This is a genomic window from Microbacterium sp. CR_7 (assembly GCF_041954755.1).
Lineage (GTDB): Bacteria > Actinomycetota > Actinomycetes > Actinomycetales > Microbacteriaceae > Microbacterium.
The window spans coordinates 529,015-547,758 of the sequence record NZ_JAVAYF010000003.1; the positions used below are offsets into that span (position 1 = coordinate 529,015).

Below are 18,744 nucleotides of genomic sequence, written 5' to 3' on the forward strand. Positions count from 1 at the left end.
TGCGAAGCATCGCTGTTCTTGCTGGACATATGTCTCCTCCTGTGCGAGGTCATGGGACAGACCGTGAGTTCGGTTGCATCCTCGCTGGACACATCGTCCCATATGATGCGAATCTGTTCACCGGTCGTCCACCCGGCATCGACCGAACCCGAATGTACTCCTCGCCTCTGGAGGCTCTCATGTCGTCACGTCGCAGCACGTCCGTCATCGCGATCGGAGCGGTCTCGCTCCTCGCGCTCGCAGGATGCTCCGGAGGCAACTCCGCGAACAACAGCGATGGCAACTCGTCGTCCGGTTCGCTCGTCATCGACACGGCGTTCTCGATCGAGACCGCCGACCCCGGCCACACCTACGACCCGACCGGCAACATGATCGCGAAGGCGCTCTACGAGACGCTCGTCGACTTCGAGGGCTCGGATGTGTCGACCCCGGTCCCCGGCCTCGCGTCCTGGGAGCAGAACGACGCCGCGACCGAGTTCACCTTCACGCTCGAGGGCGACCGCGTCTTCTCCGACGGCTCGCCGATCGAGGCGAAGGACGTCGTCTTCACGCTGCAGCGCATCCAGGGCATGGAGGACGCGAAGCCGAACTTCCTGCTCGGCGGCCTCACCATCACCGAGGTCGACGACAAGACCATCAGCATCACCTCCGAGACCCCGCTGCTGCAGCTGCCCGCGATCCTCGCGAACCCGGCGCTCGGCATCGTCAACTCCGACGTCGTGATCGAGAACGGCGGCACCACCGACGGCTCCGACTCGGCGCAGGGCTTCCTCGACGGCGAGTCCGCCGGATCCGGACCGTTCGTGCTCGACACCCTCGACCTCTCGTCGCAGGTCGTGCTGACGAAGAACGACGAGTACAACGGCGACGAAGAGGCCGGCTACGACCGCGTGGTCGTGCGCAACGTGTCGGAGAGCGCGACTCAGCTCGCGAACCTCAAGGGCGGCGACTCCATGGTCGCGATGGACCTCAACGGCGACCAGGTCTCGGGTCTCGGCGACGGCCTCCAGGTCGATTCCGTGCCGTCCGGCCAGACGATCTTCCTGCTGCTGAACCAGTCCTCGGCCGTGGCCGGCGACCTCGCGAACGTCAAGATCGCCGAGGCGATCCGCTACGCGCTCGACTACGACGCGCTGCTCGAGCTCGCGGGCGCCGGCGCCGTGCAGGCGACCGGTGTCATCCCGCCCGGATTCGAGGGCGCCCTCGACACCGGTGTGGAGCAGGACCTCGAGAAGTCGAAGGCCGCGCTCGCCGAGGCCGGCTACACCGGTCAGACGCTGAAGCTGCAGTTCCCGAACGACTACCCCGTCGGCGGCGTGGAGTTCACCCCGCTCGCCGAGCGCGTGCAGGCGCAGCTGGAGGATGCCGGCATCACGGTCGAGCTCGCTCCGGCGCCGTTCGCCACCGAGCTCGACGCCTACGTCAACGGCACCGAGGGCTTCGGCCTGTGGTTCTGGGGTCCCGACTACGCCGACTCCGCGAACTTCCTTCCCTTCGCTCCGGGCCTGAAGGTCGGCCTGCGCGCGGGTTGGGCGGCCGAGGCGAACCCCGAGATCGCGGGCATCGCCGCGGGTGCGGCCGCCGCGACCGACGAGGACCAGCGCAGCGCCGCGTTCACGGACTTCGCCGAGGCCATGCAGGCCGAGGGTCCGTTCGTGCCGCTGATCGTCCCCGGCCGCAACATCGCCACGGCGGATGCCGTCTCCGGCGCCGTGTACAACTCGGTGTGGGAGATGGACATCGCCGAGATCCAGCCCGCCGGCTGAGAGGGCTCTGACGCATGACGACGGTGGCCGTGCAACGCCAGGCGCAGCGTCGCAGGTCGCCGCTCGTCGGCTACCTGCTGCGCCGGGTGGGCACCTCCCTGCTCCTGCTCGTGGGGGTCACGATCGTGACCTTCGCGCTCACGAACCTGGTTCCGGGCGACCCCGTGTCGGCCGCGCTCGGTGAGGGCGCGTCGCAGAACCCGGCGACGCGCGAGGCCTTCATCAAGGCGAACGGACTCGACCAGCCGTTGATCGTGCAGTACGTCATCTACATGGGGAACCTGCTCCGCGGGGACCTCGGCACATCGCTGGTGACCGGGCGACCGGTCACCAGCGATCTCGCCACCGCGGTGCCGGCGACCATCGAGATCGCGATCGGCGCGATCATCCTGAGCCTCGCCGTCAGCATCGTGCTCGGAACGCTCGCCGCCTACCGTCGCGGGCTCGTGACCGACCAGGTCATCCGGGTCGTGACGCTCGTCGGCCTCAGCGTCCCGACCTTCTGGCTCGCACTCGTGAGCTTCTACGTCTTCTTCCTCGAGCTGCGCATCGCCCCTGGTTCCGGCCGCATCTCGCCGTCGATCACGCCGCCGCCCCGCATCACCGGGCTGTACACGGTCGACTACCTCCTCAACGGCGACGGCGTCGGCTTCTTCGACGCCCTCGCGCACCTCGCCCTGCCGGTCATGGTGCTGTCTCTCGTCACGATCGGTCTGCTCACCCGGTTCATCCGCACGTCTGTGCTCGAGGTGCTTGGTAGCGACTACGTGCGCGCGGCCAGGGCCAAGGGCCTTCCCGCGATGCGCGTGATCCTCGATTACGTGCTCCGCGGCGCGTCGCTCCCGATCCTCACGGTCGTGGGCGTGGCGTTCGGGTCGCTGCTCTCCGGCACCGTGCTGGTCGAGTCGGTGTTCGCGTGGCCGGGCCTCGGCACGTACGCCTACAACTCCGCCGCCAACCTCGACCTGCCCGGCATCATGGGCGTCGGTCTCGTCGTCGGCGTCATCTACCTCCTCATCAACTTCGTCGTCGATCTGCTCTACGGCGTCCTGGACCCGAGAGTGAGGATCGCATGAGCCGCATCGACTCGGCATCCGGTCCCTGGCGGTTCCGCTTCCGCTGGCCGCGCGCGTGGCGCACTCCGCTCGGAGTGATCGGCACCGTGATCGCCGCCGCCTGGATCGTCATCGCGTTCACGGCGCAGTGGTGGGTGCCGTACGGGCCGAACGCCCAGGTGCTCCCGCGTCTGCAGGAGCCGGGGATCGACACCCTGCTCGGCACCGACGGCAACGGGCGCGACATCTTCTCGCGCCTCATGACCGGCGCGACCGTGAGCCTTCCGCTCGCGCTCATGCTCGTGATCGCCGCCATGATCATCGGCACCACGATCGGCGCGGTCGCCGGGTACTTCGGTCGCGCGGTCGACGAGACGCTCATGCGCATCACCGACCTCTTCATGGCGTTCCCGACCGTGATCCTCGCGATGGTGGTCGCCGCGTCGCTCGGCCCGTCGCTGTTCAACGCCGTGATCGCCGCGATCGTCGTGTCGTGGCCGCAGTACGCACGTGTGACCCGCAGCATCGTTCTCGGCCTGCGCGGACAGAACTACGTCATCGCGGGGCGCCTGCTCGGCCACTCGCCCGTGCGCACCCTGTTCGTCGACATCCTCCGGAACATCGCCGGACCCATGCTCGTGCTGGCCACGCTCGACATCGGCGCCGCGATCCTCCTGCTCTCGGGACTGTCGTTCCTGGGCCTCGGCGCGCAGCCGCCGACCGCGGAGTGGGGATCGATGATCTCAGCCGCGATGCAGAACTTCGACGCATGGTGGCTCGGCGTCTTCCCCGGTCTCGCGATCCTCACGGTCGTGCTCGCATTCAACTTCCTCGGCGATGCGATGCGCGACGTGCTCGACCCGACGGCAGAGGTCACGCACGAGAAGCAGGCCGACCACGTCGCCTCGGCGAAGGGAGCGGCAGCATGAGCGATTCCCCCGCAGCCCCGGCGCTGAGCATCCGCGACCTCACGATCGAGATCGGCCGACCGCTCGTGCACGGCATCTCCCTCGACCTGCGGGCCGGCCGCATCCACGGACTCGCCGGCGAATCCGGATCGGGCAAGACCCTCACCTCGCTCGCCGTGCTCGGCCTCCTGCCGCGCCAGGCGCGCACCGGCGGTTCGATCACCCTCGCGGGCGAGGAGCTCGTCGGACTCCGTCGGCGCGGTTTCAACCGCATCCGCGGAAAGCGCATCGCGATGGTCTTCCAGGACCCGTCCGCCTCGCTGCACCCGCAGCTTGCCGTCGGCCGCCAGCTCACCGACCACATGCGGGTGCACCTCGGCCTCCGCGGCGCCGCGGCGAAGGCACGGGCGATCGAACTGCTCGAGACGGTGCAGGTGCCGAATCCGGATGCTGCGCTGAAGCGCTATCCGCATCAGTTCTCCGGGGGCCAGCGGCAGCGCATCGCGATCGCGTGCGCGCTGGCCTGCGACCCGGAGGTGCTTCTCGCCGACGAGCCGACCACGGCGCTCGACGTGACCGTGCAGGCCGGCATCCTGAAGCTCCTCCGCGACCTCGCCACTGAGCGCGACCTCGCGGTGCTGCTCGTCACGCACGACCTGGGCGTCATGAGCGCGATCGCGGACGAGGTCGCCGTCATGAAGGACGGTCGGATCGTCGAGCGCGCCGACCGCGAGACGCTGTTCCGCGACCCGCAGCACGAGTACACGCGCACGCTGCTCGCGGCGCTGCCCGGCTCGAAGGTCGAGGATGCGCCGGACGAGCCGGTCGCGGATGCCGACCCGGCCGGACCCAGCGAGAAGGAGGATGCCGATGAGTGACGTCTCCGTCCTCGACGCGCAGGGCGTCGTCGTGCGCTACCCGGGCAACCCGCCGGTCGTCGCCGTCGACCAGGTGTCGATGCAGGTGGCGCCGGGTGAGACCGTCGCGCTGGTCGGCGAGTCGGGCAGCGGCAAGTCCAGCCTCGCCCGCGCGGTCGTCGGCATCGAGAGGATCGCCGCCGGAGAGGTGCGCTTCCGCGATGCGCCGGTCACGCCGCTCGGCATCCGCCGCCGCACGCTCGCGCTCACCGGCATCCAGATGGTGTTCCAGGACCCGTCGACCTCGCTGAACCCACGCCGCCGCGTGGGCGACCAGATCGCCGACGGCATCGCGACCGCGCGTGCGCGCGGCGCCGAGGGCTCGCGCGTGGAGGAGTGGCTCGAGCGCGTCGGACTCCCGGCTCAGGTCGCGACGCGGTTCCCGCATCAGTTCTCGGGCGGGCAGAAGCAGCGCATCGCGATCGCCAGGGCGCTCGCGGCGCGGCCGTCGCTGCTCGTGGCCGACGAGCCGATCTCGGCCCTGGACGCCTCGACGCAGACCAGCGTCGCCGGACTCATGCGCGACCTCGTCGCCGAGGCCGGTGCCGGGATGCTGTTCATCTCGCACGACCTCGCGGTGGTTCGCCGCATCGCCGACCGCACGTTTGTCATGTACGCGGGCCGCGTGCTGGAGTCGGGGCCGACCGACCGCGTGTGGGCTGCGCCGCAGCATCCGTACACCCGGGCTCTGCTCGCGGCGATCCCGGAGCCGGACGGCGCAGGGCGCATCCCCGCCGCTCCGTCGACCGACGAGCGGATCGCCTGGTCGGAGATCCCGCCCGTCATCGGCTGATCTGCGAGCGTGCCGCGCGTAGCGAAGGAGATCGCACGCAGCGCAGGACCGGACACGACGGATGCTCCTACGCAGCGTGCGATCTCCTTCGCGAGAACTCCGCGGGGGAGGGAGGCGGCATCTGACTCGAAATCCTGTCGCCGGGTTCAGTAAGCTTAGGCAACCCTTATCTCGACCGACAGGTTCCGCCATGCCTCGCTCACGTTCCCGGGTGCTCGCCGCCCTTCTCGCCGCTGCCGCGACCGCCGCGGCTCTCACCGCCTGCAGCCCGGCGGCCGGATCCTCCGATGCCGACCTCCCGCGCGTCGATGACGACGCGTTCCCGGTCACCGTAGAGCACGCCTACGGCGAGACCACCGTCTCGGAGCAGCCGGCACGGGTGGTCTCGGTGGGGTACACCGAGCAGGACACCCTGTGGGCGCTCGGCGTGAAGCCGGTCGGTGTGACGGACTGGTACGGCGATCACGAGTTCGCCTCCTGGCCATGGGCCGACGACGCGCGCGGCGACTCCGAGCCGGAGGTGCTCACGACGAGCGACGGCCTCGACTTCGAGGCCATCGCGCTGCTCGAACCCGACCTGATCATCGGGACCAATGCCGGCATGACCGAGGAGGACTACGACCGGCTGTCGGAGATCGCGCCGACCGTCGCGCACTCCGGCGACTACTCGATGTACTTCGAGCCGTGGGACGTGCAGACGCTGCAGATCGGCACGGCCGTGGGCCTCGAGGACGAGGCGCAGGAGCTGGTCGACGACATCGACGGGCGGTTCGCGGATGCCGCGGCCGAGCACCCCGAGTTCGCCGGGAAGCCCGCCGTCTTCCTGCAGAACGCGATCTACGACGGTTCGGCGATCGCGTACCAGGACGGCCTGAGCACCGACTTCCTCACCGACCTCGGGTTCACGATCCCCGCCGACATCGACGCGTACGCGCCGGAGGACGAGTCGGGCGGGCAGGCGTACATCCCCGTCGAGAACCTCGACGTGCTGAACGCGGCCGACGTCCTCATCTGGGGCACCGAGTCGGAGGACGACGTGACCGCACTCGAGGACGAGCCGTTCGTCACCGCGCTCCGCGCGATGCAGGAATCGTCGGTCGTCTACACCGACGGCGTCACGGCGGGGGCGATCTACTTCACCTCGCCGCTCAGCCTTCCCTACGTGCTCGACACCCTGGTGCCGGCCCTCGCCGATGCGGTGGCCGGTCAGGGGCCCGCGCACACCGCGGAATGATCGCCGCCGAGTGAGCGTCGAGTGACCCTCGAGTGACCACCGTCGCACCGACGAGACGCGATCTGCGCCGGCATCCCGCCGCGCGGATCGCGTTCGTCGTCGTGCTCGCGACCCTCGCGCTGGTCGTCGCCGCCGGGGTCGGTGTCACCGTCGGCACCAAGGTGATCGCGCCCGGCACCGTCTGGGACGCCGTCTCGGACTTCGACGGGAGCGATCTTCAGCTGGTCGTGCGCGAGTCGCGCATCCCGCGGACGGTGCTCGGCATCGTCGTCGGACTCGCCCTCGGCGCCGCGGGAGCGGTGATGCAGGCCCTCACCCGGAACGCCCTGGCAGACCCCGGCATCCTCGGAGTCAATGCGGGAGCATCCGTCGCAGTGGCGATCGCCGTGGCCGCCTTGGGTGTGCGCGACTTCCCGCATCTGATGGTGTTCGCCCTCGTCGGCGCCCTCGTCGCGACCATCGGCGTCGTGCTGCTCGGTGCGGTCGGCGGGGGCAGCCCGGTCACGCTCGTGCTCTCCGGCGTCGCGCTCGCCGCGGTGCTCGGCGGCGTCACGACCGCGCTCGTGCTGCTGAACCCCACGGCCTTCCTGCACATGCGCAGCTGGGAGTCCGGTGCCCTGGCCGGACGGGACCTGTCGCTGCTGGTCTTCGCCGGCCCGGCGATCGCGCTGGGGCTCGTCATCGCCCTGCTCATGACGCGGAGCCTCGACGTGCTGGCGCTCGGCGACGACACGGCGGCGGCGCTCGGCGTGAAGATCGGCCCGCTGCGCACGGCCGCCGTCGCAGCGGTGACGCTCCTCGCCGGCACCGCCACCGCCCTCTCGGGTCCCATCGCCTTCCTCGGCCTCGCCGCTCCGCACATCGCCCGGGGGTTCGTAGGCGCCTCGCAGAAGGCGATCGTGCCGCTGGCCGCCGTGATCGGGGCGATCGTCGTCGTGCTGGGTGACGTGGTCGGCCGCGTGATCATCGCTCCGCAGGAAGTGCCGGTCGGCATCGTCATGGCTTTCGTCGCCGCACCCTTCCTCATCTGGATCGGCCGCCGCAAGAACCCGGTGCAGCTGTGAGCGTCTCGATACGCGCCGCCGACGCCCGTCAGGCGATCCGTCGAGCTCGCCGGCCGCTCGATCGGCGGGCGCGCGTCGCGATGGGCCTGCTCGTCGCGGCGCTTCTCGTCTCCCTGGTGGCCGGAATCTCGATCGGCGACACGGTGCTGTCGCCGATCAGGGCTGTGCAGGCACTGTTCGAGACGGACGGGGGCGTGCGGATGGTCGTGGTCGACTGGCGTCTGCCTCGCGCGCTCGCCGCCGTGGTCTTCGGCGCGGCCCTCGCTCTGTCCGGCAGCATCTTCCAGACCATCACCCGCAATCCGCTCGGAAGCCCCGACGTGATCGGCCTCACCACCGGCGCCTACACGGGAGCGCTCATCGTCATCACGGCGGGCGGCGGGTCGCAGTTCGCGATCGCGATCGGCGCGATCCTCGGCGGATTCGCCACCGCCGCGCTGGTCGCGCTGCTCGTCGCCGGCCAGGGCGCCCTCGGCTATCGCATCGTCATCGTCGGGATCGGCGTGAGCGCGGTGCTCGCGGCCGTGAACTCGTGGATGCTGCTGCGGGCCCGACTGGAGGTCGCGGTCTCCGCCGCCATCTGGGGCGCAGGGTCGCTCAACGGGGTCGGATGGACGCAGGCGGCGCTGCCCATCGCGATCGTGCTCGGACTCATCGCACTGCTCGCGCTCGGACGCCGCGGGCTCTGGCTCGTCGAGCTCGGTGACGATCTCGGATCGAGTCTGGGCGGGCGCATGGGCCTCACGAAGGCGGCGCTCGTGGCGATCGCGGTCGGACTCACCGGCGTGGTGACGGCCGTGATCGGACCGGTCGCGTTCATCGCGCTCGCCGCGCCGCATCTCGCGCGGCTCATCGCGCGGAGCGGGACGCCGCATCTCGTGGCGACGGCCCTCATGGGGGCGACGCTGCTGTCTATGGCCGACATCATCGGGCAGAACCTCGTGCCGAAGCATGCGCTGCCCGTGGGAGTGGTGACCCTCGTGCTCGGCGGCGTGTACCTGGTGTACCTGGTGATCCGCCCGGCACGACGCGGGGCCTAGCCGCGGCATCCCCCCGTCCGTGACGAAGGAGATCGCACGCATTGCAGGACCGGATACGACGGATGCTCCTGCACAGCGTGCGATCTCCTGCACAGCGTGCGATCTCCTGCCTGACGCCACAGCGGGAAAAGCGAAGCGGGCCGGGGCATGCGCCCCGACCCGCTTCGTGAGTCATCGATCAGAGCGGTGCGACGATGTCCTGCTTCACGTCCCACTCGGTGATCTCGAGCGAGGTCTCGATCGACTGACCGGCGGCCTCGGTGGCACCGGTGGTCGCGAGCACCACGTAGTCGGCGGTGACCTCGTAGGTCATGTCGACGGAGACGCCCTGCTGCTCGGCGGTGCCCGTCAGGATGTAGACGTCCTGACCGAGGCGCGAGCCCTTGCCCGTCACGGTGAACTCGCCCGACAGCGCGCCGGCTGCCACGGCCGGGTCGGTGTCGTTCGCGGTGGCCGCGGCCTGGCTGAGGCCCGCGACGATCGGGTCCGACGAGTTCGGGTCGGCGACCTGCCACTCACTGGTCGACGACTTGACCCACTCGTCGTCGCCGATCACGACGACCGAGCCCATCGGGGTCGACCACGCGACGGCGTCGGTCGACGGGTCGTACTGCGCCGTGGTCTCCATGCCGAGCACGGTCATCTTCGCGGCGTAGCCCTGCGAGTCGGTCATCGCCTCGGTGATGCATCCGCCGAGGGTGGCCCCGTCGACGGTGGCTCCCTCGGTGAGCTCCGGGCAGTCGGATGCGGGAGCGGTGCTCTCCTCCGCGGCGGGCGTGGACGACGCGGTGTCGTCCTTCGGCTCGTCCGCCGGTGCGGAACAGCCGGTGAGCAGGATGGCGGCGGCCAGGACGAAGCCTGCCCCGATCTTGTTGACGCGCATGCGCGTTCCCCCTTCGGTCGTCTGTGGGCGCTGACGATCAGCACGCACCCCACCAGCATGCCAGCCCGTCGCAGGCGGACTGGCAGCAGCGCAGAGGAAACTCCGCTAGACTGACGAGGTTGTCTGCCCTCAGGCGCCCATTCGGATGCCCGGACGGACGACGTGCTACACACCCTCCTGCTCCCGGGAAAGTCCCGAGAGCCGTTCTAGTCCGAAGGAGGTGGGTAAGTGACGCACCAGTACGAACTCATGGTCATTCTGACCCCCGAGATCGACGAGCGCCAGGTCGCTCCTACGCTCGACAAGTTCCTGAAGGTCATCACCAACGATGGTGGCTCGATCGAGAACGTCGACGTCTGGGGCAAGCGCCGTTTCGCGTACGAGATCCAGAAGAAGACCGAGGGCATCTACGCCGTCGTCAACTTCACCGCGACCAGCGAGGCCACGCAGGAGCTCGACCGTCAGCTCAAGCTGAACGAGCAGATCATGCGCACCAAGGTGCTGCGTGCCGAGGAAGCTCAGGCGATGATCGCTTCCGAGGCCAAGCGCGCCGAGGAGAAGGCCGCTCGCAAGTCCGCCAAGGCAGCGAAGGCGTAAGTCTCATGGCCGGCGAAACAGTCATCACCGTGGTGGGAAACCTCACGGCCGACCCCGAACTGCGCTACACGCAGAACGGACTGCCGGTGGCGAACTTCACCATCGCGTCGACCCCGCGCAACTTCGACCGTCAGGCGAACGAGTGGAAGGACGGCGAAGCGCTGTTCCTCCGCGCGTCGGTCTGGCGCGAGTTCGCCGAGCACGTGGCGGGTTCGCTGACCAAGGGCATGCGCGTCATCGCGCAGGGCCGTCTGCGTCAGCGCTCCTACCAGGACCGTGAGGGCAACCAGCGGACCGCGATCGAGCTGGAGGTCGACGAGATCGGCCCCTCGCTCCGGTACGCGACCGCGCAGGTCACCCGTGCGGCGTCGAACGGTGGCGGCGGTGGCGGACAGTCCCGTCCCGCTCAGCAGCAGGTGTCGGAGGAGCCGTGGTCCACGCCCGGCTCGTCGACCAGCGCCGATGCCTGGAGCACTCCGGGCAGCTTCGGCGACGACACCCCCTTCTGAAACAGATCTCCGGATGCTGCGGCATCCGTCTCATAACTAAGGAAAACCAATGGCTGGAAAGTCGAGCGGCGACCGCCGCAAGCCGCGGAAGGGCGCGAAGAACGCCGCTCCCGCGAAGTCGATCCGGGTCGGTGTCATCGATTACAAGGATGTCTCCACCCTTCGCAAGTTCATCTCGGAGCGTGGGAAGATTCGCGCCCGTCGTATCACCGGTGTCTCCGTGCAGGAGCAGCGTCTGATCGCTCGCGCGATCAAGAACGCTCGCGAGATGGCTCTCCTGCCCTACGCCGGCGCTGGCCGCTGAGGGGTACCGACATGGCAAAGCTGATTCTCACGAACGAGGTCGCCGGGCTCGGAAGCGCCGGTGACGTGGTCGAGGTCAAGAACGGGTACGCCCGCAACTACCTCATCCCCCAGGGCTTCGCTACGGCGTGGACCCGCGGTGGCGAAAAGCAGGTCGCTTCGATCCAGGCTGCTCGTCAGGCTCGCGCGATCCACGACCGCGACGAGGCCGTGGCGCTGAAGAACTCGATCGAAGACACCAAGGTCCGCCTGGCCGTGAAGGCCGGCAACGAGGGTCGTCTCTTCGGTTCGGTCAAGACCGCCGATGTCGCCGACGCTGTCGCGGCTGCCGGTCTCGGTTCGATCGACAAGCGCAAGGTGCACATCACCTCCGCGATCAAGTCGGTCGGCGAGCACGAGGCCACCGTCCGTCTGCACGACGACGTGACCGCTGTCATCACCCTGCAGGTCGTCGCCGCCAAGTAAGCGACGTCTTCGCGAGAACGCCCTCTGTCCCTCGGGACAGGGGGCGTTCTGCATCCCCCTCCCTTTCGCGCCGGCCCCGTCCCCGCGCCGGCCTCGTCACGGCGCCGAGACCCACCCCGGCGCCGAGCCCGTCCCCGGCGCGGGGACCCACCTTCCGCGTCGAAGCCCACCACCCACGACGTGCGGGGTGGTGGGTCTGGGCGCGGGTGGTGGGTGTCGGCGCAGAGAGAGAGGAGCAGGGGGGGAGCAGGGGGGCGCGAGGTAGGGGCGGAGGGATGCCGAGGGCATGGCGGATGCCCCGTGCTGGGGACACGGGGCATCCGCGTGCTGCGCGGCGTCGCGATCCACCGCCGGGCGGGGGAGGGGTCCCCCTCCCGACGTTCCGGGACCCGCGCACCGGCGGTGCGGCGCCTCCTCCCCCGAGGACGCAGCACCACCGGGACCTGGGTCACACGGTCAGGCGGCGACGCAGCAGCATCCCTGCTCCGAGGAGCAGCAGTACTGCGGCGAGGGCTGCGAGACCCGTGGAGGAGGCGTCACCCGTCTGGGCGAGTCCCTGCGACGAACCGGCTGCCGTCACGGCTCCACTCGACGACTGCGCAGCCGCCGTAGTGGTCGGGGTCGTGCCGGGCGTGGTTCCCGGGTCGGTACCAGGGTCCGTTCCCGGGTCAGTACCGGGGTCGGTGCCGGGGTCCGTTCCCGGGTCGGTGCCGGGGTCGGTGCCGGGATCGCTTCCGGGGTCCGTGCCGGGGCCGGTCACCGTGCTGTCGCCGCCGACCGAGACGGCGTTGCCGCCGAGGGTGATCGGGAGGGTGATGGGCGCGGTGATCTGGGTTCCGCCGAGGATGCCGTCGTCACCGGTGGTCACGCCATCCGTGGTCGGGCCGCCGGTGGTCGGGGCTCCGGTCGTGGAGCCGCCGGTCACCTCGCTGTCTCCGAGCACGGAGATGGCGTTGCCGGTTCCGGTCACGGGAGCGGTGACGGGAGCGGTGACCTGGGTTCCGCCGAGGATGCCGTCGTCACCGGAGGTGGTGCCTCCGGTCGAGGTGCCGCCGGTGGCTGGAGCGGCCGGAGCCGTTCCACCCGTGACGTCGCTGTCTCCGAGGACGGAGATGGCGTTGCCGGTGGCGGTCACCGGGGCGGTGACGGGAGCGGTGACCTGGGTTCCGCCGAGGACGCCGTCGTCACCGGAGGTGGTGCCTCCGGTCGAGGTGCCGCCGGTGGCCGGAGCGACCGGAGCCGTTCCACCCGTGACGTCGCTGTCTCCGAGGACGGAGATGGCGTTGCCGGTGGCGGTCACCGGGGCGGTGACGGGAGCGGTGACCTGCGTGCCGCTCGCGACGCCGTCGTCACCGTTCGTGGTCGCGCCCGTGGACGGAGCCGTCGACCCGGCCGGAGCGGCCGGCGTGGAACCGCCGTCGGTGGCGCTGTCGCCCAGGAGCGAGATCGCGTTGCCGGTGGCGGTCACGGGAGCAGTGACGGGAGCGGTCGCCTGCGTGCCGCTCGCGACGCCGTCGTCACCCGAGGTCGAGGCCTCGGTCGACGGGGTGCCCGAGCCGGCGGGAGCCGCAGCGGCGGTGCCGCCCTCGCTGGAGCTGTCGCCCAGGAGGGAGATGGCGTTGCCGCTGACGTTCACCGGGGCGGTGACGGGTGCGGTGACCTGGCTGCCGCCCAGGATGCCGTCGTCTCCGGTCGTGGTCGAACCCGTGGCGGGGGCGGAGGAACCGGCCGCAGCGGCGGTGCCGCCCTCGCTGGAGCTGTCGCCCAGGAGGGAGATGGCGTTGCCGCTGACGTTCACCGGGGCGGTGACGGGTGCGGTCACCTGCGTGCCGCTCGCGACGCCGTCGTCACCCGAGGTGCTCGGTGCTGCGGCATCCGAGGTGCCGGAGCCGGATGCCGGTGCCGCGGCGTCCTGTCCGGTCGAAGCGCTGTCGCCGAGGAGCGAGAGCGAGTTGCCGGTCACGGTGATCGGCACGTCGACGTCGAGCAGCGCCTGCGAACCCGAGAGCACGCCGTCGGCGCCGTTCGTGGTGACCGACGGGGTGGCGGCGGGGGCTGCCGGTGCGGGTGCGGGTGCGGCCGGTGCGCTCGACGAGTCGCCCAGGAGGCTGATGCCGTTGCCGCTCACTGTCACAGGGACGGTGACGGCGACGACCGCCTGGGTGCCCGACGCGACACCGTCGTCGCCGCTCGTCGCCGGAGCGGGTGCGGGTGCGGGTGCCGGAGCGGGTGCCGGGGCGGGTGCCGGTGCCGGGGCGGGCGCCGGAGCCGCCTGCGCGGAGGAGTCTCCGAGCAGCGAGATCGCGTTGTCGACGATCGTGACGGGCACCGAGACGGGGGTGTCCGCCTGCGTTCCCGAGAGCAGTCCGTCTGCTCCCGAGGTGTCGGCCGCGTTGGCGGCCGTCGCGCCGAACAGGGTGACCCCGCCGGCGATGAGCGTGCCCCACAGGGCCCGCTTGAGGATCGTGCGCATGATGTCCTTCTCCTGACTGGAATCGAGTCGTCTGATGTGGGTGCGCGCGAAGTGAGTGCGCGCGCAGCACGGCATCTGTCGCTCACGAGGAGCGACCGGACGACCCGTCAGTCAGGGGAGACGTCGGTGTCGGCGACCAGCGACGTCGGCAGGACGTCGTCGGCTGCACCGGGGGTGCGCTCCACGGCACGGAGCGCGAAGGGACCCACATCGCTGAGACGCGCGTGGGAGAGACCGGAGGCGCCGCCGGAACCGGCGGACGCGGGGATGGCGGGAGAACCGCCGTGCGAGGGAGACGGAGCCTTCTCCTCGTCGGATGCGGGCACACCCGTGGCCGGGGCAGCGGGGACGGCTACCGGCTCGACTGCAGGGATCGCGGAGTTCTCGGCCGTCGCGGATGCGGGCGCACGGGTACCCCGTGCATGCGAGTTCGACACGGAGGATGCCGCGGAATCAGGGCGATCCGCGGCAATTCCCGAGGCCGGGTCGAGGACGACGAGCACCGGAGGAAGCGTGTTCTCGACAACCCCGCCGACGACGGCGGTGGTCTCGTCGACGACGCCGACGACGTCGGTGATCAGGGTGTCCACGCCCAGGTCGTCGACGAGGCTGCCGACGATCGGCAGGGCCGAGACGGCATCCTGCACCGGGCGGACGATCTGCGATAGCGGAGTCTGCTGCAGCAGGTCGGTGACCGGAGCCACGGCGGCCTGTGCGGTGTCGGCGATGGTCTCTACGACGGGTGCGGTCGCCGGTCCGGCGACGGGAACCGCTGCGACGGTCTCGGTCACGGTCTCGACCACGGCGGGGGCTGCCTGCGGCACGGGCGCGGCCACATGCTCGACGACGGGAGCAACGACCTCGGTGACGACGGGAGCAACGACCTCGGTGACGACGGGAGCAACGACCTCCGTGACCACGGGCTGCGTGACCGCGGTCACGGTGCTGCCGACGGTCGAGACGGTCTGGCTCACGAGCGAGGAGACGCTGTCGAGAAGGGGAGCATCTGACTGCTCGTCTGCGTGTGCGGAGGAGCCACCCGTGAGGATCGTGATCGCGGCCCACGCGACAGCGCCCACGCCACCCCAGAGGACGGCGGCGGGTACGCCACGTCGGGTCGCTTGAGCGTTCACGTCGGCTTCCCTCCCCGAAAGACGATCGTTGCTGAATCTCACTTCAATGTGGAGGCGACGATACTCGCTGAATATTGCTCTGTCTAGACCGATCTGGTAGGGGATCGATGACACTTCGCGCAGGATCCTCGGCGGCGCGAGCGCCGACGCGCCCGGTGAAATCTCCGCTTGACTTTCCCCAGGTTCTACACATCCCCGCACGGATGTCCCGAACCTTCAATGTTCACTTGAAGCACTTTCCCATCCACAGGTTGGGGAATCAAGAAAGCCCAGTCCAAAGGCAAAAAGAACCGGCAAAGTTCCGATACTCCACCGGGTTATCCACACCCGTTCTGCACAGACACTCCGGACTTCTCCGCACGCTCTCCACATGGTTATCCACAGGCCGTGTTGCGACCGGAAACACCCGCTCGTAGCGTGGTCCAGCGACCCGATGTCGGAGGCCCGTGATTTGCTGCGCAGATCGTCCTTCGACCGGAATCAGAGCGCGGCGCGGTCGCGGCGCGCACCGGGGGACAGTCGCAGCGAAGGGAGCAGTGTGTCGATCGCCGACATCTCCGAGGAGCGCCTCGGGGGCCAGCGCAAGCCTGAGCGCACCCCGCCGCACGACCTGCTCGCCGAGCAGAGCGCGCTCGGCGGAATGCTGCTGTCGAAGGATGCCGTCGCCGATGTGATCGAGACGCTCAAGGGCGCCGACTTCTACATCCCCAAGCACGAGCTCATCTACGAGGCGATCCTGTCGCTGTACTCCCATGGTGAGCCCACCGACGTCGTGGCCGTCACCGACGAGCTCATCAAGACGGGCGAGCTGAGCCGCGCCGGCGGCGCCGACTACCTGCACACGCTGACCTCGATCGTCCCCACCGCGGCCAACGCCGGCTACTACGCGGGCATCGTCTCGGAGCGCGCGATCCTACGCCGCCTGGTCGACGCCGGCACGCGCATCGTGCAGCTCGGGTACGACGGCCAGGGCGACGCGACCGACATCGTGAACAACGCCCAGGCCGAGATCTACTCGGTCACCGGCTCGGAGACGGCCGAGGACTACGTGCCGCTCACGGTCGCGGTCGACGCCGCGGTCGAGGAGATCGAGGCGGCCAACGGGCGCGACGGCTCGATGACCGGCATCCCCACCGGATTCCGGGAGCTCGACGAACTCACCAACGGCCTGCACGGCGGTCAGATGATCGTCGTCGCCGCCCGACCCGCCATGGGCAAGTCGACGCTCGCGCTCGACTTCGCGCGCGCGGCATCCATCGGCCACGACTACCCCTCGATCTTCTTCTCGCTCGAGATGGGCAAGAGCGAGATCGCCATGCGTCTGCTCAGCGCCGAGGGCGCGATCCCGCTGCAGAACATGCGCAAGGGAACGCTCGACCCGCGCGACTGGACGACCGTCGCCTCCACCCGCGGGCGCATCAACGACGCTCCGCTCTACATCGACGACAGCCCGAACATGACGCTCGTCGAGATCCGCGCGAAGTGCCGTCGTCTCAAGCAACGCGCCGGACTCAAGATGGTCATCATCGACTACCTGCAGCTGATGACGTCGGGCAAGCGCGTCGAGTCGCGTCAGCAGGAGGTTTCGGAGTTCTCGCGAAGCCTGAAACTCATCGCCAAGGAGCTGCAGGTTCCCGTCATCGCGCTCTCGCAACTGAACCGCGGCCCCGAGCAGCGGCAGGACAAGAAGCCCGCGATCAGCGACCTGCGCGAGTCCGGCTCGATCGAGCAGGATGCCGACATGGTCATCCTGCTGCACCGCGACTCCGTCTACGACAAGGACGTGCGCCCGGGTGAGGCCGACCTGATCGTCGCGAAGCACCGCAACGGTCCGACCGCGACGATCACCGTCGCGTTCCAGGGTCACTACTCGCGCTTCGCCGACATGGCCCCGGGCGGCGACTTCAACTGAGTCGTCGCGCCCGCCGTGCATTCGCGGCGGGCGTCACCGCAGCGCGGGCACCGGGATGGTCACGCCCGCGAGGTCTTCCAGCTGCGTCCAGACCGATACCGCCGTTTCGCGGTCGGGGTCGTGCGTGCGCGCGAGGGGAGTGATGCGGACCGGCCGCCCGCGCAGCGCCCCGGTGGGCGAGTAGTACTCCCCGCCCTCGGCCTGCGGATCGGTGAGTGCCCGGACCGAGGACCACGCGGCCGTGTCCTTGCCCTGGGCCCACGGCGTGTAGGGGTTGCGCTGGTACGGCGTCGTGGCGTCGCGGATGCCGGCGCGCTCCGGGGTCTTCGCATCGACGCCGACGCCCGGGCGGGCGACGAGTGACGCGACGGGCATCCCCTTGGCGCGCAGACGTCGATCGAGCTCGAAGGCGAACACCTCGGTCACGGTCTTCGCCTTCGTGTACGCGCTGATCGCCAGCCGCGGGACGCGAGTGGCGTCGGACACGTCGGCCGGGAAACGGCTGACGAACCCGGTGGACGTGTGCACGATGCGGCCGGTGGCGGCGTGCGCCTCGGCCGACGCGGTGAGAGCGGGCAGGATGCCGGCGAGCAGCCGCACGGTCGACACGACGTGGGTGCCGAGGAGCAGCAGGAGTCCGTCGCGGGTCGTCGCTCCGCGCGCCTTCGTCAGCGTCATAGCGCCGCCGTTGAGCAGCAGTCCGTCGAGGCGGGGGAGAGCGCGCAGGGTCTCGGCCGCGCGATCGATCGACTCGAGAGAGGCGAGGTCGACGACGACGCTCCGCACGGATGCGCCGGGCACCTGCTCGCGGATCGACGCCTCGGCGCGCTCCAGCTTGGAGGCGGAGCGAGAGGCGAGTACGACGTCTGCGCCGGCGCCGGCGAGCTGTTCGGCGGCGAAGTAGCCGATCCCGGCCGTGCCGCCCGTGACGACGAGAGTGCGACCGGTCTGGTCGGGGAGCTGCGCGGGGTTCCAGGTCATGGGGATCCTTCGAGTCAAGCGGATGAGTTATCCGTTTGAACATAACACAAACGGATTTACTATCCGCTTGGACTGATAGACTCTCCGCATGCGACAGGTGCGGGCGGATGCGGTGCGCAGCCGCCAGCGGATCCTCGACGCCGCTCGAGAGCATCCGCGCAACTCTCTGAGCCTCAACGCCGTCGCGCGAGACGCCGGACTCGGCGTCGGCACCGTCTACCGCCACTTCCCGACCGTGCATGCGCTCGTCGAGGCGCTCTCCGTCGAGACGCTGGAGCGCATGGTCGAGATCGCGCGCACAGCATCCGCGCAGGACGACACCCGCTCCGCTCTCGCGACCTTCCTCGAGAACGCCCTCGCACTGCAGCTGGAAGACGGCGGACTGCAGGCCGTCCTGCTCTCGCCCGACGACGAGGAAGCCGACGTGCGGGCGCTCAAGGTCGAGATCTTCGAGTCCTTCCAGGCCGTGCTCGACCGAGCGCGCCGCGAGCGGCTGGTGCGCGACGACCTCACGATCGTCCAGCTCGAGCACCTCATCTGCGGTGTCGAGCACGCCGTCCGCCTCGGCGACCACGGCGACCGTCGCCTGTTCCTCGACGTCCTCCTCGGCGGCATCCGACCCGAGTGACGTCCGGGGCCCGAGTCAGGCCCGCCGCTGCTCTGGGTCGAGGCGCCTGCCATCCCGCTCGCCGCCAGCGGGGCACGGTGCTG

The 18,744-nt window shown here is 70.0% G+C and carries 18 protein-coding genes; 14 read left to right on the top strand and 4 right to left on the bottom strand.

The genetic code is table 11. The features are described from left to right. Positions 1 to 179 precede the first annotated feature (179 nt). The 8 genes from RAC81_RS08715 to RAC81_RS08750 all read left to right on the top strand — a co-directional run bounded on the left by RAC81_RS08715 (position 180) and on the right by RAC81_RS08750 (position 8,777). Complete coding sequence (locus RAC81_RS08715) at positions 180 to 1,766, top strand: ABC transporter substrate-binding protein (RefSeq protein ID WP_375081994.1); 1,587 nt, start codon at positions 180 to 182, stop codon at positions 1,764 to 1,766. A gap of 14 nt (positions 1,767 to 1,780) precedes the next feature. Next, positions 1,781 to 2,842, top strand: a complete 1,062-nt coding sequence (locus RAC81_RS08720) for an ABC transporter permease (protein ID WP_251585102.1) — start codon at positions 1,781 to 1,783, stop codon at positions 2,840 to 2,842. Beyond that, a complete protein-coding gene (locus RAC81_RS08725; protein WP_375081995.1) occupies positions 2,839 to 3,750 on the top strand; it encodes an ABC transporter permease in 912 nt (303 codons plus the stop codon). The genes RAC81_RS08720 and RAC81_RS08725 overlap by 4 nt, the downstream gene beginning before the upstream one ends. Further along, positions 3,747 to 4,607 (top strand): ABC transporter ATP-binding protein, encoded by an 861-nt coding sequence (locus tag RAC81_RS08730; RefSeq protein WP_375081996.1) that lies wholly within the window; start codon positions 3,747 to 3,749, stop codon positions 4,605 to 4,607. The genes RAC81_RS08725 and RAC81_RS08730 overlap by 4 nt, the downstream gene beginning before the upstream one ends. Next, positions 4,600 to 5,439 carry an ABC transporter ATP-binding protein gene (locus RAC81_RS08735; protein WP_375081997.1) on the top strand — a complete coding sequence of 280 codons (840 nt, stop codon included), beginning with the start codon at positions 4,600 to 4,602 and terminating at the stop codon, positions 5,437 to 5,439. Before RAC81_RS08730 ends, RAC81_RS08735 begins: the two co-directional genes overlap by 8 nt. 190 nt (positions 5,440 to 5,629) lie before the next feature. Beyond that, on the top strand, positions 5,630 to 6,673 hold the full coding sequence (locus tag RAC81_RS08740; RefSeq protein WP_375081998.1) for an iron-siderophore ABC transporter substrate-binding protein: 1,044 nt from the start codon (positions 5,630 to 5,632) through the stop codon (positions 6,671 to 6,673). A gap of 32 nt (positions 6,674 to 6,705) precedes the next feature. Beyond that, on the top strand, positions 6,706 to 7,737 hold the full coding sequence (locus RAC81_RS08745) for a FecCD family ABC transporter permease (protein ID WP_375081999.1): 1,032 nt from the start codon (positions 6,706 to 6,708) through the stop codon (positions 7,735 to 7,737). Beyond that, positions 7,734 to 8,777 carry a FecCD family ABC transporter permease gene (locus tag RAC81_RS08750; RefSeq protein ID WP_375082000.1) on the top strand — a complete coding sequence of 348 codons (1,044 nt, stop codon included), beginning with the start codon at positions 7,734 to 7,736 and terminating at the stop codon, positions 8,775 to 8,777. The genes RAC81_RS08745 and RAC81_RS08750 overlap by 4 nt, the downstream gene beginning before the upstream one ends. A 178-nt stretch (positions 8,778 to 8,955) precedes the next feature. Here RAC81_RS08750 and RAC81_RS08755 read toward each other — a convergent pair whose 3' ends face one another. Further along, the gene (locus tag RAC81_RS08755) at positions 8,956 to 9,660 is read right to left on the bottom strand and encodes a hypothetical protein (RefSeq protein WP_375082001.1); all 705 of its coding nucleotides are present in this window, start codon (positions 9,658 to 9,660) and stop codon (positions 8,956 to 8,958) included. A gap of 228 nt (positions 9,661 to 9,888) precedes the next feature. On the opposite strand from RAC81_RS08755, the gene rpsF reads away from it, so the two are divergent. From rpsF to rplI, 4 genes are read left to right on the top strand one after another with little or no spacing between them, the layout of a single operon-like run. Further along, the gene (gene rpsF / locus RAC81_RS08760; protein ID WP_096713566.1) at positions 9,889 to 10,257 is read left to right on the top strand and encodes a 30S ribosomal protein S6; all 369 of its coding nucleotides are present in this window, start codon (positions 9,889 to 9,891) and stop codon (positions 10,255 to 10,257) included. Between the two features lie 5 nt (positions 10,258 to 10,262). Further along, positions 10,263 to 10,766 (top strand): single-stranded DNA-binding protein, encoded by a 504-nt coding sequence (locus tag RAC81_RS08765; protein WP_096713565.1) that lies wholly within the window; start codon positions 10,263 to 10,265, stop codon positions 10,764 to 10,766. A gap of 49 nt (positions 10,767 to 10,815) precedes the next feature. Beyond that, the gene (rpsR, locus tag RAC81_RS08770; protein WP_096713564.1) at positions 10,816 to 11,070 is read left to right on the top strand and encodes a 30S ribosomal protein S18; all 255 of its coding nucleotides are present in this window, start codon (positions 10,816 to 10,818) and stop codon (positions 11,068 to 11,070) included. An 11-nt stretch (positions 11,071 to 11,081) separates the two neighbouring features. After that, entirely contained in the window at positions 11,082 to 11,534 is a 453-nt protein-coding gene (gene rplI / locus RAC81_RS08775) for a 50S ribosomal protein L9 (RefSeq protein WP_096713563.1), read from the top strand. A gap of 448 nt (positions 11,535 to 11,982) precedes the next feature. On the opposite strand, the gene RAC81_RS08780 is transcribed toward rplI, so the two are convergent. Both RAC81_RS08780 and RAC81_RS08785 read right to left on the bottom strand, forming a co-directional pair. Beyond that, complete coding sequence (locus RAC81_RS08780) at positions 11,983 to 14,007, bottom strand: beta strand repeat-containing protein (RefSeq protein WP_375082002.1); 2,025 nt, start codon at positions 14,005 to 14,007, stop codon at positions 11,983 to 11,985. Between the two features lie 107 nt (positions 14,008 to 14,114). Further along, positions 14,115 to 15,140: a hypothetical protein gene (locus RAC81_RS08785; protein WP_375082003.1), complete on the bottom strand. Its 1,026-nt coding sequence runs from the start codon at positions 15,138 to 15,140 to the stop codon at positions 14,115 to 14,117. Positions 15,141 to 15,678: 538 nt separating this feature from the next. Between RAC81_RS08785 and dnaB the strand changes: the two genes are divergently transcribed. Further along, positions 15,679 to 17,052: a replicative DNA helicase gene (dnaB, locus tag RAC81_RS08790; protein WP_096713560.1), complete on the top strand. Its 1,374-nt coding sequence runs from the start codon at positions 15,679 to 15,681 to the stop codon at positions 17,050 to 17,052. A gap of 33 nt (positions 17,053 to 17,085) precedes the next feature. On the opposite strand, the gene RAC81_RS08795 is transcribed toward dnaB, so the two are convergent. Then, positions 17,086 to 18,033 (bottom strand): SDR family NAD(P)-dependent oxidoreductase, encoded by a 948-nt coding sequence (locus tag RAC81_RS08795; RefSeq protein ID WP_375082004.1) that lies wholly within the window; start codon positions 18,031 to 18,033, stop codon positions 17,086 to 17,088. Positions 18,034 to 18,121: 88 nt separating this feature from the next. Here RAC81_RS08795 and RAC81_RS08800 point away from each other — a divergent pair, with 88 nt between their 5' ends. Further along, entirely contained in the window at positions 18,122 to 18,661 is a 540-nt protein-coding gene (locus RAC81_RS08800) for a TetR/AcrR family transcriptional regulator (protein WP_375082005.1), read from the top strand. Positions 18,662 to 18,744 lie beyond the last annotated feature (83 nt).

Coding starts and splice junctions, on each gene's coding strand:
- rpsR (WP_096713564.1), top strand. CDS start 10,816: ATGGCTGGAAAGTCGAGCGGCGACCGCCGCAAGCCGCGGAAGGGCGCG.
- rplI (WP_096713563.1), top strand. CDS start 11,082: ATGGCAAAGCTGATTCTCACGAACGAGGTCGCCGGGCTCGGAAGCGCC.
- RAC81_RS08715 (WP_375081994.1), top strand. CDS start 180: ATGTCGTCACGTCGCAGCACGTCCGTCATCGCGATCGGAGCGGTCTCG.
- RAC81_RS08725 (WP_375081995.1), top strand. CDS start 2,839: ATGAGCCGCATCGACTCGGCATCCGGTCCCTGGCGGTTCCGCTTCCGC.
- RAC81_RS08795 (WP_375082004.1), bottom strand. CDS start 18,033: ATGACCTGGAACCCCGCGCAGCTCCCCGACCAGACCGGTCGCACTCTC.
- RAC81_RS08800 (WP_375082005.1), top strand. CDS start 18,122: ATGCGACAGGTGCGGGCGGATGCGGTGCGCAGCCGCCAGCGGATCCTC.
- RAC81_RS08720 (WP_251585102.1), top strand. CDS start 1,781: ATGACGACGGTGGCCGTGCAACGCCAGGCGCAGCGTCGCAGGTCGCCG.
- RAC81_RS08740 (WP_375081998.1), top strand. CDS start 5,630: ATGCCTCGCTCACGTTCCCGGGTGCTCGCCGCCCTTCTCGCCGCTGCC.
- RAC81_RS08755 (WP_375082001.1), bottom strand. CDS start 9,660: ATGCGCGTCAACAAGATCGGGGCAGGCTTCGTCCTGGCCGCCGCCATC.
- RAC81_RS08780 (WP_375082002.1), bottom strand. CDS start 14,007: ATGCGCACGATCCTCAAGCGGGCCCTGTGGGGCACGCTCATCGCCGGC.
- RAC81_RS08735 (WP_375081997.1), top strand. CDS start 4,600: ATGAGTGACGTCTCCGTCCTCGACGCGCAGGGCGTCGTCGTGCGCTAC.
- RAC81_RS08730 (WP_375081996.1), top strand. CDS start 3,747: ATGAGCGATTCCCCCGCAGCCCCGGCGCTGAGCATCCGCGACCTCACG.
- RAC81_RS08765 (WP_096713565.1), top strand. CDS start 10,263: ATGGCCGGCGAAACAGTCATCACCGTGGTGGGAAACCTCACGGCCGAC.